The organism is Bacillus sp. FJAT-14266 (assembly GCF_001719225.1).
Taxonomy (GTDB): Bacteria; Bacillota; Bacilli; order Bacillales; family Bacillaceae; genus Bacillus; species Bacillus subtilis.
Map to the genome: position 1 here is coordinate 1,064,196 of NZ_CP017072.1, position 17,681 is coordinate 1,081,876.

Below are 17,681 nucleotides of genomic sequence, written 5' to 3' on the forward strand. Positions count from 1 at the left end.
TACTGATCAAAAGTTTATTGAAGTGCAAATAGAAGACCGCCGGTGAGGCGGGCTTCCTTCTTAACTCCCCCTATACACCTGATAACCAAACGGCGACAGCAAGAGCGGGATATGATAATGTGCATCTGGATCTGCAAGCTGAAAACGGACGGTAACTATGGTTAAAAACGGCTGGTCGACCGTATTCACGTATTTATTCGCAAAATAGTCTCCTGCATGAAATTCCATCACATATTCTCCGGACACCAGCTCTTCACCAGCCAGCAGAGGGACATTGGCTCTGCCGTCATTGTTAGTGTAAACCTCTTTCAAAATACTTTCGCCCAGCCGCTTCAATTCAATTTTTACGTTCGCCGCTGGTTTGCCGCTGGTTAAATCTAAAATATGGGTTGTCAGTTTTCCCATCAGGCTTTCAGGCTCCGACATTTTTCAGCGGCTTTCTGTTTTTCTTTCTCGGCGTCTTCTCTTGTCACGGTAAAATATTGGAAACCGTATGGCGGGCGCGGTTCGGTGTAGACTTTTCCTTTTGAGCCCGGGATTTCTTCGACAACCGTATCCCACGTGTGATTTTGAGATTGGAAGCTGACATCAGTGAGCTGTGGGAACCTCGCTAATATTCTGCAGCCGATATGATAGATTAGGTTTTGGATTGAAGGGGTTTCGAGCTCGTGAAAAACGGTGCTCGCCAAGTCGCGGACTTGTTCAGCCGCAACGTAGCGGGCTGGATCAAAAGCGTATGCGTCATTGGTATTTTCATATTGCCAGCTGATGTTTAAATAGACAAACAGCGGGCGGTTGCCGTCTTCCGGGAGAGTCGTATATTCGTCCCGGATGAAGCCGACGAAGGAGTTGCCGCTCACCTTGACGAGCTGAAGATCCATGATTTCGCTGTATTGCTCGGTAATCGTTATGGTATTCCCGCTTCGTTCTGCTTTCAGCACAGAGCGGCTTCGTTCATTACGCGATCTTCTGAAGACGAGGCGGCTTGTGCTGAGCTCTTTCTCCTCGTATGCAGGCATTGCTTCAAACGGAATGTCTTCGCCAGTCAGAGTGATCGTGTCCATATGAGAATAAGTATCTAAAAATCGGTGAGCTACATAGTGTAGGAACCCCTCGGTTGTCGTTCCTTCATAGGATGCGAGATGGCGCTGGATAAAGTTTTTCATTGAATCCGTTGCCACGACGAGAGTATTGTCTCCGTCTGTAAATGATGGCAGGAAGGCTTCTCCGCCAATTTCGCATGTCACATCAACGCCGACAATGGTATTGCTTCTCCCGGCAAAAGATGATTCTGGGATTTGCTTCACTCCAGTGAGCGGTTTTAAAAACGTTCGGTATGCAAATACATTTCCTTTGCCATAAGACATGGTTCTTTTCATTTGCGTCTCTCCTTTTTCAGTGATGATGTCAGCCAGACGAAAGCGGGCGATTCGGTAAATTTCGATAAGGGCCTGCTGGAACTCCGTTTCTCGTTCGCTCTCAAGCCTTGCCAGCAGGGCTTGGTGAATGTCCTGTTTCGTCTTTCCCTTCACCGCTAAAATAAAAGGAAAGCCGAAGCGATCATAATAGTGTTCATTCAGCATGAGAAACTCCTCGTATTCCTGCTGTTCTAATTTGCCGAGCCCCGCGTTCTGCTGCTCTCGTACCGAGTCACCGCTCATTGTTTTCTTTGTTCCGAGCCGGGGATGCTTTTTGATTAAATCAAGCTGTGTCTCGCGATCCGCGGCTTTTACAATGCCAGTCATTTTGCGGTGAAGATCAGAAAGGGACGAAAACGGCCGTAGTGCTGCGGATCTCTCCGCAATCCATGAAGAGTGTTCAAAAATAGAGCCAAGTGTGTCTGTCAGTGTTTGTGTATCCATTTGGTTCAGGTCATCCATTGTGAACATTGGCATCTTCCTTTACGTTTTTATGTCTGTGCCATTCGGCTGTTTGGTTTGAAAAAAAGCGTGCAGTGCAATGGCCGTCAAACTGCCGATCACAATTCCGCTTCCTGCCAAGACAGAGGCCGCGCCCGGAAGAGATGAAAACAACGCGGGAACTGTTGTAGCGCCAAGCCCCAAGCTGACGGAAGAGGCGATAATCAGCAAGTTGCCTTGCGAATCAAGGTCAACGCTGGATAGCATTTTGATCCCGTAAGAAATGACCATGCCGAACATGACGATCATTGCGCCGCCGAGAACTGGGGTGGGGATCACTGTTGTCAGGGCCGCTGCTTTTGGAACCAGCCCGATCGCCATCAGCATGATTCCTGTAATGGCGATGACGTTGACACTTTTCAACTTTGAAAGCTGAACGATGCCGACATTCTGCGAGAAAGCTGTATAGGGAAACGCGTTAAATAAGCCGCCCAGCAAAATCGCAAGGCCTTCTGCCCGGTAGCCTTTTTCCAGATCCTTCTCCGATAGCCTGCGGTTTGTGATATCGGCAAGCGCAAAGTAAACACCTGTCGATTCAACGAGGCTGACAATCACAACGAGAAGCATCGTGACAACAGCCGGCAGCTCAAAGGTTGGCGGTCCGAAATAAAACAGAGATGGAACATGAAGCCAAGACGCCTCCAAGACCTCAGAAAAATCGACCTTTCCCATGAAATATGCAGCCGCTGTTCCTGCGATAAGACCGAGCAAAATCGCTATGGAGCGGATAAAGCCTTTAAAGAAATAAAACAGCAATAAGATAAATGCTGTGACGCCAAACCCGAGGAGCACGTTGTCCAGTGAGCCGAATTCTTTGCTTCCTTCACCTCCGGCCAGGTTATTCATTGCCGTTGGAATCAGGCTGATGCCGATGATCATGACGACTGATCCGGTTACGACAGGCGGAAAAAAACGGACAAGCTTCCCGAAGAAGCCCGCGGCTAAGACGACAATCAGTCCTGCGGCGATAATGGCACCATATATCGCTGGGACACCGTAAGTGCTTCCGATGGAAATCATCGGGCCGACTGCGGTAAACGTGCATCCGAGCACAACGGGAAGGCCGATGCCGAAATATCGGTTTCTCCAGAGCTGCAAAAGAGTTGCCGCCCCGCACATAAACAAATCAATCGCGATTAAATACGTCAGCTGCCCCGCATTCAGCCCGATCGCTGCTCCGACGATCAACGGAACGAGAATGGCTCCCGCATACATGGCAAGCATGTGCTGAAGCCCCAGCATCATTAGCTGTAAGGCATTGTGCTGTTCCTTCATCTTTTTTACACCTCTTTTTCTAATGCGAGTGTATGTTCTAATACCGGAAGTTCTGTTTGCTGTGCTGTTAATTCTTTTTTGTCGCGCAAGCTGAAAAATAGATTCAAAAAGATGGCGGTCAGGCTGCCAGTGATGGTGCCGTCACTGACCAGAATTCTAATCGGAGCGGGGAATTCAGCAAAAATCCCGGGGGCCGTGCTGGCGCCGATGCCGAGTGCGATTGAGCATGCGATGGTTAGGAGGTGGTATTGATTTTTGAGATCCGCTGTGCTGAGCATTTTGACGCCGGAGGCAATCACCATGCCGAACATGACGACGGTCGCGCCGCCAAGTACAGCAGCAGGAACGGCAGATGCAAGGGCGGCAATCTTCGGAATCAGTCCGAGACAGACAAGGATACAGCCTGCGGTAACGACGATGTTTCTTGTTTTCACTTTGGTCAGCTGCAATAAGCCGGCGTTTTGCGCAAAGGTATTATAAGGAAAGGCATTGAACAGCCCGCCGATGAGAATGGCGATTCCTTCCGCTCGATAGCCTTTGACGAGATCTTTTTCAGTTAAAGGTCTGCCGCATATCTTTCCGATTGCGTAAAAAACGCCGGTTGATTCCACAATAATGACGATTCCGACGATCAGCATCGTTAAGATCGGACCGATTTCAAACGTGGGGGCTCCGAAGTAAAAAGGCTTCGGGATTTGGAAGAACGGTGCTTCTGTAACAGAAGAAAAGCTGACTTTGCCCATGATCGCTGCTGTCGCTGTTCCGGCGGCGATGCCGATCAGAACGGACAGTGTGCGGGCAAATCCTTTGAGAAAGCGGTTGAGGACTAAGATCAGAACAAGGACACCGACAGAGAGAAGAAGGTTTTCGAGCGAACCGTATTCGGGGTTGGCGCTGCCGTTTATTTTTTCGCCGCCAGCCATATTTTTCACACCTGTCGGAACAAGTGAAAGGCCGATCAAGGTCACAACGGTACCTGTTACGACAGGAGGAAATAACACAGTCAGCTTGCCGAAAAAACGCGCAAACAAAAAGATGAACACACCGGCCGCGATGATGGAACCGTAAATCGCGTGAATGCCGTAATTGCTGCCGATTGCAATCATCGGGGTGACGGCCACAAATGAACTGCCAAGCATGACGGGAAGCCCGATGCCGATGTATGCTCCGCGCAAGGTTTGCAAAAGCGTCGCGACGCCGCATGTTAACAGGTCAATCGCCAATAGGTAGGACAGCTGTTCAGTTGTTACATTCAGCGCCCTGCCGACAAGCAGGGGCACCAAAATCGCACCTGCATACATGGCGAGCACATGCTGCAGGCTAAGCGTAAACACCTTAAACGATCTTTTTTTCACTATAGTCCCTCCCTGTATGTGAACTTTAGTAACATGATATCGTGCCGATCGAGGGGTGTCATTGGATACAGTAGCTGAAAAAGACAGGTGTGATTGCTGAAAGTGACGAAAAATGATTCATTTTGTAAGAAAATGTAACAAACATTAGCTGATCAGCCGCTGCATACGTAAGGCAAGCCGCAAACGCATCGTTGTTTCAGGATCTTTTAAGCTTTTACCCAGAAGCTCTTCGCATTTTTCAAGGCGGTATATGACCGTATTGCGATGAACGTACAGACGCTTTGCCGTCTCTGAAATTTGGCAGTGTGTCTCTAAATAGACGGAAAGCGTATGAAGCAGGCTTTGATCCTCCTGCTGTTTTTCAGCGAGGCTCTGAAGCGTGGAGTTGTAAAATTTCTTCAAATCCTCAACCGGGAGCAAGCGCAGAAGCTCAGGCACATCTTTGGCGTGATACACCTGGATAAATGCGGTGCTTCTTGACAAATGCCCCGATTGCAGAGCATCAGAAGCTTCTGTGAAAGCGTCGGGAACATCAATGAGCTTTTGGCAGATATTGCTGATGCCAAAGGACACGGTTCGTTTAAATTGAGTGCTGACCTGTGTTTGAAACTGTTCTAAAAAGCTGATCACCGAGGCGTGCATTTCACTCCAGCTGTCTGTCGCCTCGATTAGAATAATGCCGACATTTCCTTTCATAAAGAAGTGAGGCGGAAATGGGAAGGCTGATAATTCACCTTCAAGAAATTCGAATACGCTGTCGGAAGCGAGCTGATTTTCTGTAAAGCTGATTGATTCGTCATTGCGATCGAGTTTGCCGGCAATGCACATGTATTTTTGATCCCAGCGCAGCTTGAATTCTTTCGCCCGGTTTTTGATTTCGTCATCTGAAGAAAAGGACCGCTCAATAAAATTGCTGAAAAACTCATTGCGGGCCCGCCGGCTGAACTGCTTCAGCGCATTTTCCTTCAGCAGTTCAAAGGAAATGACGTTGGCCGCTTGTTCAATCGTGAGGATCAATCCTTTATCGCCGGCCTGGACCATGTCCGGTATCAGCAGGTATCCGCAGTTTTTTTCGTGATTATAAATAGGCAGGACAGAATATGTTTTCTGATCTGAGATTGTAGAGAAACAAGTGAAAAATGGCCCGGATACGGTATTCAGGGTGCCTTTCAGCTTTTCGGTCTCAACTGAAATCTGATGAGACGCAGACAGCATTTTGGCATGCTGGTCAAGCAGCAGCACGGGAAGCTGAAGGAGGTCTGACACCTTTTTGAGGAGGGATTGCAGCCCCTTGCCGCTCATAATGTGGTTTGTGAATTTTTTGTGCGCGTAAATGGCTTGCTGCAGCTCGTTAGAACGCATATCGAGAATATGGCTGAGTGTGGCATTCACAATATCGCCGAGGCGGATGTGTTCCGGAAGCTCAATTATCGGAAACGCATATGAATCGGCCAGTTCGATGATTTCCTTCGGGATATCTTCCAGATAGCGCTTTGTTTTAATGCCGAGGCCCGCGCAGCCCCGTTTTGCCATTTGCTGAATCAGTTCAGATAATTGATGCGGGTGATCCTTCAGGTGATAGGCGGTGGTGACGAGCAATTCATTCTTATGCAAAAAGTCTGCGATATCCGGAGCGTCCATCATATTGACATGCTGAACCTCTCTTTCTCCTCCTGCTTTACCAGCAATTAAATTGGCGTTTTCAAAAGCCGGTATTTTCATCACATCAAAAATATTCATAGCGCATTCTCCTTTTCTATAAAAACATTGGTTAAGGTGAATAATTTTCAATAGGAATTCTAGCGGTTTTGCTGATGTAATACGATCATAGTAGCAGTAAGCTGTTGAAAATAGAACTGGTTGTGTTACATAAACTGACATGAAAAATCGTCATCCTTACATGGGGGGATCAATATGGCTTACGATATGGTGATAAAAGGTGCGAAGGCAGTTACGCCAGATGGCGTTATAGAAGCTGATATTGCAGTTCAAAACGGTGTCATTGCCGAGATAGGTTCTGACATTGAAGCAAGCGGGACGGAAATCATCCAGGCAGACGGGAAATACGTGTTTCCTGGTGTGATAGACTGCCATGTTCATTTTAATGAACCGGGCAGGGAGGATTGGGAGGGGTTTGAAACAGGTTCTCAAATGATGGCCGCAGGCGGCTGCACCACCTATTTTGATATGCCGCTCAACTGTATTCCATCAACCGTGACGGCAGAGCATCTTCTCGCAAAAGCTGAGCTAGGCAGGCAAAAATCTGCCGTGGATTTTGCGCTATGGGGCGGCCTTGTGCCAGGCCATATCGAGGACATCCGTCCGATGGCTGAAGCGGGAGCGATCGGGTTTAAAGCGTTTTTATCAAAGTCAGGTACTGATGAGTTCCGCTCTGTTGATGAACGGACATTGCTCAAAGGCATGGCAGAAATCGCGGCTGCAGGAAAAATCCTCGCTCTCCACGCGGAAAGCGACGCGATCACAAGCTACTTGCAGATGGTTTTGGCCAATAAAGGAAAGGTGGATGCGGATGCGTACGCCGCCTCCCGCCCGGAGGAAGCAGAAGTTGAAGCGGTGTATCGCACGATTCAGTATGCGAAGGTGACAGGCTGTCCGGTTCATTTTGTCCATATCAGCACGGCGAAAGCGGTCCGGCTGATCAGAGAGGCGAAACAGGAAGGTCTTGATGTTTCGGTTGAAACATGCCCGCATTATGTCTTGTTTAGCCATGACGATTTACGGCAAAGGGGCTCTGTCGCAAAATGCGCGCCTCCGCTCCGGTCGCGGCAATCAAAAGAGACGCTGATCGAGACGCTTATTGCCGGGGACATTGACATGGTTTCCTCAGACCATTCCCCCTGCCGTCCATCCTTGAAGCGGGAGGATAACATGTTTTTATCATGGGGCGGAATCAGCGGCGGGCAGTTCACTTTATTAGGAATGCTGGAACTGGCGCTTGGGCATCAGATTCCGTTTGAAACCATCGCAGAATGGACAGCGGCGGCCCCTGCAAAACGATTCGGCCTTCAGAAAAAAGGGCGGTTTGAGGCGGGGTATGATGCAGATTTCGTGCTCGTCAGCATGGAGCCGTACACTGTTACAAGAGAATCGATGTTTGCAAAGCATAAAAAAAGCATTTACGAAGGACATACATTTCCCTGCAGCATTTCGGCCACTTACAGCAAAGGCCGGTGCGTGTACAATGATGGGGAAAAAATCACTGAAATTGACGGAGCTCTGGTCGTTCCTTCGTAAGCCCGGCGGATTTTACCGCCGGGTTTTTTGATTTCCTCCGTTCTAGTTTTTAAAATCTCATCAACGTGGTATCTTTTTTTAAAGGAGGCGGAGGCAATGGAGCATGTCAAATACATACTTAAGCAATCCTGGTCGCGCCATTCGAGCTCTAAATGGACGGAAGAATGCCCGTCATGCGGCCAATGCGGCGTGACGGCATTGGTGATTCAAGACCATTTCGGCGGCACGATTTTCAAAACAAGAGTCGATGAGAGCTGGCATTTTTATAACAGCATCAATGGTGTGGTGTACGATTTTACGAGTGAGCAGTTTCAGGCGCCTATTGAATATCAGCACATTCCTTCCTCAAGAGAAGAGGCGTTTTTAGATACGAATGAGGAACAATATCAGCATTTGCGTGAGGCATTTTCCCGCCATATGAACAGCATTTCCGAGGAAACCTGAAAACACGTGTGATAAACTGGAAGAGAGGTGAATGAGTGTGATTTATATCGGACTGACGGGATGGGGGGATCATGACAGCATCTATCCGCCGAAAACGGCCAGCCAGAAAAAATTGCAGGCCTATTCCTCCCATTTTCCGATCGTGGAATTAGACGCGAGCTTTTACGCGATTCAGCCGGCGCGCAATAATGAAAAGTGGGTGAAGGAAACGCCCGAAACCTTCCAATTTATCGTGAAAGCATATCAGGGCATGACAGGGCATCAGCGCGGCGAAATTCCCTTTGACTCAAAAGAGGAGATGTTTGATGCGTTTAAGGTGTCTTTAACGCCATATTTACATAGCAATAAGCTCGCCATGGTGCTGTTTCAATTTCCGCCGTGGTTTGACTGCAAGAAGGAGAATGTCGCCTATTTGAGATGGTGTAAGCACCAAATGGGAGATATTCCTTGCGCGCTTGAATTCAGAAACCGTTCCTGGTTCTCGCCGCCATTTTATGAGCAGACGCTTTCATTTATGAAAGCGGAAGGCTGGATTCACAGTGTCTGTGATGAACCGCAAATCGGAGAAGGCAGCGTTCCGACCGTGTTGCGCGCGACCGATGAAAACAAAACGCTCGTCAGGTTTCACGGACGCAACAAGCAGGGCTGGATGAAGCCTGATGGCGGGAAAAACTGGCGGGAGGTCAGGTACTTATACCGCTACAACCAACAGGAGCTGGAGGATTGGAAAAAGCACCTGAATGAATTGCAGCAGCAATGTAAGGATGTTTTTGTCCTGTTCAACAACAATTCCGGCGGTGACGCTGCGGATAATGGCAAGCAGATGCTTGAACTGCTTGATATCGAGTACAGCGGACTTGCTCCGAGACAGCTCGATTTATTTTAGAAAAGAGGTTTTGATTGATGTCGTTTGTGATTTTGGTCGTACTGGGATTAATCGCAGGTACGGTAGGAAGTCTGATCGGGCTTGGCGGCGGAATTGTCATTGTGCCATCTCTGATGTTTTTAAGCACAGTGACGCAGCTGTTTCAGGATGTGACGCCGCAGGTTGCGATTGGAACTTCGCTTTTGGTCATTATTTTTACGGGCCTTTCTTCAACTTTGGCTTATATTAAATATAAAACAGTTGATTATAAGAGCGGGCTCATTTTCTTTATCGGTTCGGGTCCCGGCAGCATGATCGGGGCTTACGTGTCAAAGCTGTTCAATTCAAACTCGTTTTCCGTTTGGTTTGGCATTTTTATGATTCTGATTTCATTATCCTTAATGCTGAAAGCGAAAGCCCGGCCAATCAACAAAGCGCACAAAGGAATTATCCGGACATTTCAGGATGATGCCGGTGAGCCTTATACGTACTCATATCAGGCCTCTGTCGGTATTGCCATTGCCTTTGTTGTCGGTTTTTTAGGCGGACTTTTCGGTATAGGCGGCGGATCACTGATGGTTCCGGCGATGATGCTGTTATTTCTGTTTCCGCCGAAGGTTGCGGTGGCAACGTCCATGTTTATTATTTTCCTGTCTTCTATGACAGGGTCTGTTTCACATATGATTTCCGGGCACGTCAATTGGCTGTACGCCCTCGCGCTTGTGCCCGGCGCTTGGTTCGGCGGAAAGCTTGGCGCCGCCATCAACAGAAAAATGCAGACGAAAACGATCGTTATGATCATGCGGATCGTATTGATTTTGATCGGCTGCCAGCTCATTTATGAAGGCATTTTCAGCTGAACGATTAGGGAGAGATATTATGAAGGAGAAGCTCCGCTTATATCATACAAATGATTTGCACAGCCATTTTGAAAACTGGCCGAAAATTGTAGATTATATCGAGCAGAAAAGAAAAGAGCATCAGTCAGACGGTGAAGAGACGCTCGTTTTTGATATTGGCGATCATCTTGATCGTTTTCAATTCGTGACAGAGGCGACATTCGGAAAAGCGAATGTCGATCTCTTAAACCGCCTTCACATTGATGGAGCGGCGATCGGCAATAACGAAGGGATTACGCTTCCGCATGAAGAGCTTGCTGCCTTATATGATCATGCTGAATTTCCTGTCATCGTCTCTAACCTGTTTGATAAAAATGGAAACCGTCCGTCCTGGGCGGTGCCTTACCATATCAAATCATTGAAAAACGGTATGTCCATTGCTTTCTTAGGTGTAACTGTGCCGTATTATCCTGTATATGACAAGCTGGGATGGACAGTAACGGATGCTCTTGAAAGCATAAAGGAAACCATTCGGGAAGTGAAAGGGCAGGCTGATATTATCGTTCTGCTGTCGCATTTAGGCATTCTAGATGATCAGGCAGTGGCTGAAGCGGTACCTGAGATTGATGTAATCCTCGAATCACATACCCATCATTTGCTTGAAGATGGACAAGTGGTGAATGGGGTACTGCTGGCCAGCGCCGAGAAATACGGGCATTATGTCGGCTGTGTAGAAATCACGGTGGACAGCGTACAGCGAAGCATCATCAGCAAAACGGCTTCTGTGCAGAACATGGCGGAATGGACAGGAGAATCCGCAGAAACAAAAGCGTTTCTCAATGAAAAAGAACGTGAAGCCGAGGAGAAACTGTCCGATGCCGTTGCAGAGCTTGCACAAGATGCTGAGGTGAAGTGGTTTGAAGAATCAGAGCTGCCTTTGCTTTTGGCATACGCCTTAAAGGAATGGTGCGAGACGGACATCAGTATGGTCAATTCAGGTGTCATTCTCGGTCCGCTAAAAGCAGGTCCTGTGACAAAGCTGGATCTGCACCGCATCTGTCCGCATCCGATCAACCCGGTGGCTGTCCGCCTGACGGGAGAAGAACTGAAGGAAACCATTGTCCATGCCGCTTCCGAACAAATGGAGCAGCTCCGGATCAAAGGACTCGGCTTCCGCGGAGAAGTGATGGGGAAAATGGTGTATGCCGGCGTTGAGGTAGAAACGAAACGGCTCGATGACGGGATCACCCACGTCACTCGGATCACACTGAACGGGGAAGATATTGAAAAACATAAACAATACTCCGTTGCGGTGCTTGATATGTTTACGCTCGGCAAACTGTTTCCGTTGATTCGCGACGCTGCAGAAAAAGAATATTTTATGCCGGAATTTTTGCGGGATCTGCTTGCTTGGAAGCTTGCACAATAAGGCAGTCAGCCCACAACAAGCTGTGCCCTTCATCATAAAGTGATGAATGAAGGGAGTGGTTGACGTGGTAAACCTGACACCGATCATGATAGAAGGACAGCCTTTTACAGCTGTGACAGTAAAGCTTCCCAAAACGAATTTTATGGCCGTCGCCAATGATCACGGATACATTATGTGCGGCGCGCTTGATGTGGCACTGCTGAATGAAAAATTAAAGGAGCGCGGCATCGTGGCGGGACGCGCAGTTGGTGTCCGCACCATTGACCAGCTGTTAGACGCACCTTTAGAATCCGTCACGTACGCTGCGGAAGATCTTGGCATCAAAGTCGGCATGAGCGGCAGAGAAGCGCTTTTAAAAATGATGAAATAAAATAAATTGGCCCCGGCTATTACTATGTCCCCTCTTACAAGCATACATTGTGATATGTAAGGGGGGATTTTCTTGCCAAGATATCGCGGCCCTTTTCGCAAGAGAGGACCTTTGCCTTTCCGTTACGTGATGCTCCTGTCCGTTGTCTTTTTTATCCTGTCAACAACGGTCAGCCTTTGGATGATCAATGGCTCGATCAAACCTGTTTTAATGGACATCGGCGAGATGGAAACGAAGCGTATAGCGACAGAGGTGATCCAGGATTCGATTGAGGACTATATGTCTGACAGTGAAAATATGAAAGATATGTTTCAAATGAATTCTGATGAAAACGGAAACTTAACGACAATCGATTTTAATACACAGGTTGTAAACAGTGTGAAAACAAAAGTGACAAAGCAGCTTCAGGCTCATTTGAAAGAGATGGAAACCCATACCGGACACAGCGGCGCCAGTGAAAACATTATGATCAACATTCCGCTGGGACAGGTAACCGGCAACAGCCTTCTTGGAAACCTCGGGCCGAAAATCCCGGTCCGGTTCAATTTAATCGGTGACGCTTTTACAGATGTCAAAACCAAAATCAAGCCGTATGGCATAAATAACGCACTTATTGATATCAGCATCTTTGTCGAAATTAAAGTGAAGGTCATCATTCCATTTGCCAGCAAAACCGCTGTCGTCACAAATAATGTTCCTGTATCAATTAAAGCAGTGCAGGGCGAAGTGCCGCAGTTTTATAATGGAAGCGGCGGCTCGGGTGTCACGCCTTCTGTCCAGCTTCCGAGCAGCAAAGAAGACGGTGCCGATTCAAAAAAAGAAAAAAGCAGCAAATAAGCCGCCTGTTGAAGAGGCGGCTTTTGTTACTTCTTTTTTTGGTATTCATATCGCTCCCACGCCCTCAAATGCGGGTATGGATCAAATGACCATTCGGTTCTTCCGTTATCTTTGTACATGCCATAGTGCAGATGCGGCGGGAACTTCCCGGCGGTTCCCGGCGGGCCGTATCCGGAGCTGCCGACTGATCCGATCACTTGGCCAGGCTCAACGATTTGTCCTGTTTTAATCCCTTTGGCAAACCCATTGAGATGGGCAAAATAATGATACGTATTGTTAATGTCCCTGATGCCGATTCTCCATCCTCCGAAGCGGTTCCAGCCCTTCATTTCAACTACGCCGTAACATGTGGATTTGACAGGAAGGCCGTAATGGGCAAAGATATCCGTACCTTCATGAATCCGCCTTCCTCCGAAGCCGCGGGCATCTCCCCACGTGCTTCGATAGCTGTAATCGGTTCTGATCGGAAGCGGGAATGCATGCTCGCCCAGATCAATATGGCCGTAGGCTTTAAACAGCTTCATGAATTCAGATATGATCCCCACTGTCTGATCACGCCGGTAATAATTCCAAAGCCCGATCCGGATGTTGTCTTCATCTGTGCCATACGACAGTAAGTATTGGCTGAACGTATACAAAATATCTTCATCGTTGCTGACCTCGGCTTTCCCGTCTCCATCGCCATCCATTCCGATTCCGTCAAACACTTTAATGCTTAACGGCGCATCGTCTTTCGGATTCGGGTTTTCAGGCCCGCTCCAGATGTCATCGGGTATATAGATGCTGATGATTCCCGCCTTGTCAGGCAGATCTTTCCGGTTGCTCCGCACGTTTTCTTCGTATTGATCAACAGCGGCGAGCGCATACCAAGGGATCTGCGTCACAGCTTCGATTTTATGATATAATTCCATCCGTTTCGACAGCACTGGATCTGAAAGTTTTTTTCCAGACGCAGAAGGCTCAAATGCAAACAAAAGGAGAAGAAGAGCGGATAACAAAAGTTTCACAAAATAATCTCCTTTCATATTGAATACACATAGTTTGCGGCAACCCGGCTTAAAAATGTCAGTAATCATCTTCCCTTGTCGAGAAATTTTTCCTATGTTAAAGTGTCTAAAGAAAAGACTTTCTTTAGTTAGAAAAACATTATTTTTGTTGCAGAACTAAAACCTGCACCTTTCTCGTTTTCAGAATGTTTCGTGTCAGAAATTGAGTATATTGGATATTGGAGATGATGGGAATTGGCAAAGAAAGACGAACACCTCAGAAAGCCCGAATGGCTTAAAATTAAATTAAATACAAATGAAAACTATACAGGGCTCAAAAAACTCATGCGGGAAAACAACCTGCATACCGTATGCGAAGAAGCAAAGTGTCCGAATATTCATGAATGCTGGGCGGTCAGACGTACAGCGACATTTATGATTTTAGGTTCTGTTTGTACAAGAGCATGCCGTTTCTGTGCTGTCAAAACAGGCCTTCCAACTGAGCTTGACCTGCAAGAGCCGGAACGCGTAGCGGATTCAGTCGCGCTTATGAATCTGAAGCACGCGGTCATTACGGCTGTTGCGCGTGACGATCAGAAAGATGGAGGGGCAGGCATTTTCGCGGAAACGGTCCGAGCGATCCGCAGAAAAAGCCCGTTCACAACAATTGAGGTGCTGCCGTCTGATATGGGCGGAAACTACGATAACCTAAAAACCTTAATGGATACACGCCCAGACATCCTGAATCACAATATCGAAACGGTTCGCCGCCTGACGCCAAGAGTCCGTGCGCGTGCGACGTACGACCGTTCATTGGAATTTTTGCGCCGTGCGAAGGAAATGCAGCCTGACATTCCGACAAAATCAAGTATCATGATCGGGCTCGGCGAAACAAAAGAAGAGATTATTGAAGTAATGGACGACCTCTTGGCGAACAACGTGGATATTATGGCAATCGGCCAATATCTGCAGCCGACGAAGAAACACTTGAAAGTCCAAAAATACTACCATCCTGATGAATTTGCAGAATTAAAAGAAATCGCGATGCAAAAAGGCTTCAGCCATTGTGAAGCCGGTCCGCTTGTCCGTTCCTCTTACCATGCGGATGAACAAGTAAACGAAGCATCTAAAAAGCGTCAAGCACAAGCATAATGCCAAAACGCCAGATCATCTGGCGTTTTTGTCATTCCTATCGATTTTCATGTCCTGACGCGTTTCTCCATTGGCATTTTCATTCTCTGAGACAGGGCTTCCTTGCGGGGAGGTTTTCATTTCTTGAATCGTCCCCGACATGATCTCTCTGATATCCCTTGAACCAGAGCCGAGATTGCTGTAATTTTCGATCGACTGCATATGGTTTGGGTTATCTGAAATATACACATGATAGTATCGCGGGATCACAGAAGCCGCTGTTTTCTTCACTTGATCGGCGGTCAGCTCCCGGTTTTTAGAATCGGTTTTGTATACGACAAGCGCTTCTCGGTCAGTCACCAATGTCGCAGCATCTTGAATATGGGGGAGCTGAACCGTTAAACTTGATATCATGTGAGCGGTTTCTTCCCGGTTCATCACCGGCGTTTTCTGCTGGTCTCCGTCAAATTGTTCTCTTTGATAGCGGACATAGCCAAATTGTTCGTTCTCATTATGCCTGTTAAAAGCCTCGTTGCGGTCCGACACATGAATGGGTTTGGTTTGATTCTGCGTCTGATTCCGGACATTTTGGGCATTATCCAATCCTGCGCCTCCGCACCCGGATAAAAGTCCGGTCAGAAGGCAGAGGCTGACAGCGGTTCGTTTCATTTATCAATCCCTCCTCATGTGTAGGGTAGCCAAATCGCATGATTTATTCTTTAGCAATTGATGGGGACGGGGCAATGAATTATGATAGGAATGAGTGAAAAAGAGGTGAGATCATGATTCTTATTCAAAATGCCGAATTTGAATTGGTGCACAATTTCAAAGACGGCTTCAACGAAGAGGCTTTTAAAGCCCGCTACTCCGATATATTAAATAAATACGATTATATTGTGGGAGACTGGGGATACGGTCAGTTAAGGCTCAAGGGCTTCTTTGACGACCAGAATCAAAAGGCAACCTTCGAAACGAAAATCAGCACATTAGATGAATATATTTACGAATACTGCAATTTCGGCTGTGCGTATTTTGTCTTGAAACGGATCAGAAAATAAATATACACAAAGGGGATGCTGTCATGTATTTTGTTGACAGAAGCAAAATCGAGAAAACACTAGGGTTCTTCGAGCACCAGCTGGCGCTATTTGACTCACAAACAGACTGGCAGTCTGAAATCGGGGAATTGGCACTTCAGCGTATAGGCCATCTGTTAATCGAATGCATTTTGGATACAGGCAATGACATGATTGACGGCTTTATTATGCGGGACCCGGGCAGCTATGACGACATTATGGATATACTTGTTGATGAGAAAGTTGTCACGGAAAAAGAGGGTGATGAGCTCAAAAAATTGATCGCCTACCGCAAAACGTTGGTTCAACAGTATCTGCTCGCTGACAGCGGCGAGCTTTACAGGCTGATCAAGGCGCATCAAACAGCTCTTCAGGACTTCCCGAAACGGATCAGAAGCTATTTGGAAACAGAGCTAGGACCTGTTTCCGCGTTTAAATAACAACTGGAAAGCCACAGGAGTGTTGGATATGAAAACATATAAAGGGTATTTAATTGATTTAGACGGAACAATGTACAATGGCACGGAAAAAATCGAGGAGGCGTGTGAATTTGTCAGAACGCTGAAAGATCGCGGCGTTCCTTATCTTTTCGTGACAAACAACTCTTCGCGCACACCGAAGCAGGTAGCGGACAAGCTCGTGTCTTTTGATATTCCGGCAACAGAAGAGCAGGTCTTCACGACCAGCATGGCAACTGCCCAGCACATTGCACAGCAGAAAAAAGACGCGTCTGTGTATGTGATTGGGGAGGAAGGAATCCGCCAGGCGATTGAAGAAAACGGCCTGACATTTGGCGGAGAAAACGCGGATTTTGTCGTTGTTGGCATCGACCGTTCCATTACATACGAAAAATTTGCTGTCGGCTGCCTGGCAATCAGAAATGGCGCCCGCTTTATTTCCACTAACGGAGATATTGCGATTCCGACTGAAAGAGGGCTCCTGCCGGGAAACGGCTCACTGACATCGGTGTTAACCGTATCTACAGGTGTACAGCCTGTATTTATCGGCAAGCCGGAATCAATTATTATGGAGCAGGCGATGCGCGTTCTCGGCACAGATGTGTCTGAAACACTCATGGTCGGCGACAACTACGCCACTGATATTATGGCCGGCATTAACGCGGGTATGGATACGCTGCTCGTTCACACAGGCGTAACGAAAAGAGAACATATAACAGACGATATGGAAAAACCGACTCGCGCCATTGACTCTCTGACTGAATGGATTCCATACATTTGAAAAAAGGGCGCCCTAAAAGGGTGCCCTTATTCTGTATGCCGCGCGCGGTGAGCAAGTCTGCTTGAAGCCGCGGCAGAAATCGCTCCGACGATGTCATCTAAAAAGGTATGGCATTCACCGGTTGATTTATCATTCAATCGTTTAAGGATTCCGGGTTTTTCTTTGTCGATGTAACCGTAGTTCGTAAACCCGATCGATCCGTAAATGTTCACAATGGAAAATGCCAGAACTTCATCTACTCCATATAGGCTTTCATCTATTTCCAGCATCGTTTGCAGCGGTTCAGACAGTTTTTTCTGCTCAGCAAGAACATCCAATTCAATGCCCGTTAAAATCGCGTTTTGCACCTCGCGTTTTGCGAGAACACGATTGACGTTCAGCGTGCATTCATCAATGGTTAAATCCGGATGATATTTTTTCTGCAGAAAAAAGACAAGCTCGGCAATGTCTGATACCTCAATGCCGCGCTCCTTCATCCGTGCTCTTGCTTTAGCTTCCATCTGACTGAATTGTTCGTTTTCTGACATCAGCTTCACCCAATCTTTTTTACTAGTTTATACAAAATGCTTGAGAAGTTTACGACTTTTTCTTGCGCCTTCTTCGGATTAAAATATGTATTCATAATTCCGGCTGTGTATGACTACGATGTGATGAGCCCAAA

The 17,681-nt window shown here is 47.4% G+C and carries 19 protein-coding genes; 11 read left to right on the forward strand and 8 right to left on the reverse strand.

Annotated elements, in window-relative coordinates; genetic code table 11:
* Nucleotides 1–60: 60 nt before the first annotated feature.
* The 5 genes from uraH to pucR form a co-directional block, all read right to left on the reverse strand.
* A complete protein-coding gene (gene uraH / locus BGM23_RS05520) occupies nucleotides 61–405 on the reverse strand; it encodes a hydroxyisourate hydrolase (protein WP_029725894.1) in 345 nt (114 codons plus the stop codon).
* A complete protein-coding gene (gene pucL / locus BGM23_RS05525; protein ID WP_029725893.1) occupies nucleotides 405–1,889 on the reverse strand; it encodes a factor-independent urate hydroxylase in 1,485 nt (494 codons plus the stop codon). Before pucL ends, uraH begins: the two co-directional genes overlap by 1 nt.
* A gap of 12 nt (nucleotides 1,890–1,901) precedes the next feature.
* A complete protein-coding gene (gene pucK / locus BGM23_RS05530; protein WP_014480761.1) occupies nucleotides 1,902–3,194 on the reverse strand; it encodes a uric acid permease PucK in 1,293 nt (430 codons plus the stop codon).
* 5 nt (nucleotides 3,195–3,199) lie between these two features.
* Nucleotides 3,200–4,549 carry a uric acid permease PucJ gene (pucJ, locus tag BGM23_RS05535; protein ID WP_029725892.1) on the reverse strand — a complete coding sequence of 450 codons (1,350 nt, stop codon included), beginning with the start codon at nucleotides 4,547–4,549 and terminating at the stop codon, nucleotides 3,200–3,202.
* A gap of 144 nt (nucleotides 4,550–4,693) precedes the next feature.
* Nucleotides 4,694–6,289, reverse strand: coding sequence for a purine catabolism transcriptional regulator PucR (gene pucR, locus BGM23_RS05540; RefSeq protein ID WP_029725891.1), 1,596 nt, complete (start codon nucleotides 6,287–6,289; stop codon nucleotides 4,694–4,696).
* Between the two features lie 174 nt (nucleotides 6,290–6,463).
* Between pucR and BGM23_RS05545 the strand changes: the two genes are divergently transcribed.
* The 7 genes from BGM23_RS05545 (at nucleotide 6,464) to yunB (ending at nucleotide 12,588) form a co-directional block, all read left to right on the forward strand.
* Nucleotides 6,464–7,804 carry an allantoinase gene (locus BGM23_RS05545; RefSeq protein WP_046663929.1) on the forward strand — a complete coding sequence of 447 codons (1,341 nt, stop codon included), beginning with the start codon at nucleotides 6,464–6,466 and terminating at the stop codon, nucleotides 7,802–7,804.
* Nucleotides 7,805–7,900: 96 nt separating this feature from the next.
* Nucleotides 7,901–8,248 (forward strand): YunG family protein, encoded by a 348-nt coding sequence (locus BGM23_RS05550; protein ID WP_003242865.1) that lies wholly within the window; start codon nucleotides 7,901–7,903, stop codon nucleotides 8,246–8,248.
* A 37-nt stretch (nucleotides 8,249–8,285) separates the two neighbouring features.
* Nucleotides 8,286–9,134 (forward strand): DUF72 domain-containing protein, encoded by an 849-nt coding sequence (locus tag BGM23_RS05555; RefSeq protein WP_003243895.1) that lies wholly within the window; start codon nucleotides 8,286–8,288, stop codon nucleotides 9,132–9,134.
* Between the two features lie 17 nt (nucleotides 9,135–9,151).
* Nucleotides 9,152–9,973 (forward strand): sulfite exporter TauE/SafE family protein, encoded by an 822-nt coding sequence (locus BGM23_RS05560; RefSeq protein ID WP_003228670.1) that lies wholly within the window; start codon nucleotides 9,152–9,154, stop codon nucleotides 9,971–9,973.
* Between the two features lie 19 nt (nucleotides 9,974–9,992).
* Complete coding sequence (locus BGM23_RS05565) at nucleotides 9,993–11,381, forward strand: bifunctional metallophosphatase/5'-nucleotidase (protein ID WP_029725890.1); 1,389 nt, start codon at nucleotides 9,993–9,995, stop codon at nucleotides 11,379–11,381.
* A 64-nt stretch (nucleotides 11,382–11,445) separates the two neighbouring features.
* On the forward strand, nucleotides 11,446–11,751 hold the full coding sequence (locus BGM23_RS05570) for a YunC family protein (protein WP_003242587.1): 306 nt from the start codon (nucleotides 11,446–11,448) through the stop codon (nucleotides 11,749–11,751).
* Between the two features lie 72 nt (nucleotides 11,752–11,823).
* Nucleotides 11,824–12,588: a sporulation protein YunB gene (yunB, locus tag BGM23_RS05575; protein ID WP_024573524.1), complete on the forward strand. Its 765-nt coding sequence runs from the start codon at nucleotides 11,824–11,826 to the stop codon at nucleotides 12,586–12,588.
* Nucleotides 12,589–12,614: 26 nt separating this feature from the next.
* Here yunB and lytH read toward each other — a convergent pair whose 3' ends face one another.
* Nucleotides 12,615–13,595 carry an L-Ala--D-Glu endopeptidase gene (lytH, locus tag BGM23_RS05580; RefSeq protein ID WP_029725889.1) on the reverse strand — a complete coding sequence of 327 codons (981 nt, stop codon included), beginning with the start codon at nucleotides 13,593–13,595 and terminating at the stop codon, nucleotides 12,615–12,617.
* Between the two features lie 234 nt (nucleotides 13,596–13,829).
* On the opposite strand from lytH, the gene lipA reads away from it, so the two are divergent.
* Nucleotides 13,830–14,726: a lipoyl synthase gene (gene lipA / locus BGM23_RS05585; protein WP_003222888.1), complete on the forward strand. Its 897-nt coding sequence runs from the start codon at nucleotides 13,830–13,832 to the stop codon at nucleotides 14,724–14,726.
* A gap of 15 nt (nucleotides 14,727–14,741) precedes the next feature.
* Here the strand turns inward: lipA and BGM23_RS05590 are convergent, their stop codons facing one another.
* Nucleotides 14,742–15,374 (reverse strand): YhcN/YlaJ family sporulation lipoprotein, encoded by a 633-nt coding sequence (locus tag BGM23_RS05590; protein WP_003228680.1) that lies wholly within the window; start codon nucleotides 15,372–15,374, stop codon nucleotides 14,742–14,744.
* A 113-nt stretch (nucleotides 15,375–15,487) separates the two neighbouring features.
* On the opposite strand from BGM23_RS05590, the gene BGM23_RS05595 reads away from it, so the two are divergent.
* Genes BGM23_RS05595 through nucF form a run of 3 tightly spaced genes read left to right on the forward strand, consistent with a single transcriptional unit; the run spans nucleotide 15,488 to nucleotide 17,020 of the window.
* The gene (locus tag BGM23_RS05595; protein ID WP_003228682.1) at nucleotides 15,488–15,763 is read left to right on the forward strand and encodes a YutD family protein; all 276 of its coding nucleotides are present in this window, start codon (nucleotides 15,488–15,490) and stop codon (nucleotides 15,761–15,763) included.
* A 23-nt stretch (nucleotides 15,764–15,786) separates the two neighbouring features.
* The gene (locus BGM23_RS05600) at nucleotides 15,787–16,221 is read left to right on the forward strand and encodes a DUF86 domain-containing protein (protein ID WP_003228684.1); all 435 of its coding nucleotides are present in this window, start codon (nucleotides 15,787–15,789) and stop codon (nucleotides 16,219–16,221) included.
* Between the two features lie 28 nt (nucleotides 16,222–16,249).
* A complete protein-coding gene (gene nucF, locus BGM23_RS05605) occupies nucleotides 16,250–17,020 on the forward strand; it encodes a 5' nucleotidase NucF (protein WP_003228686.1) in 771 nt (256 codons plus the stop codon).
* Nucleotides 17,021–17,046: 26 nt separating this feature from the next.
* Here nucF and BGM23_RS05610 read toward each other — a convergent pair whose 3' ends face one another.
* A complete protein-coding gene (locus BGM23_RS05610; protein ID WP_029725888.1) occupies nucleotides 17,047–17,547 on the reverse strand; it encodes a phosphatidylglycerophosphatase A family protein in 501 nt (166 codons plus the stop codon).
* Nucleotides 17,548–17,681: the final 134 nt, after the last annotated feature.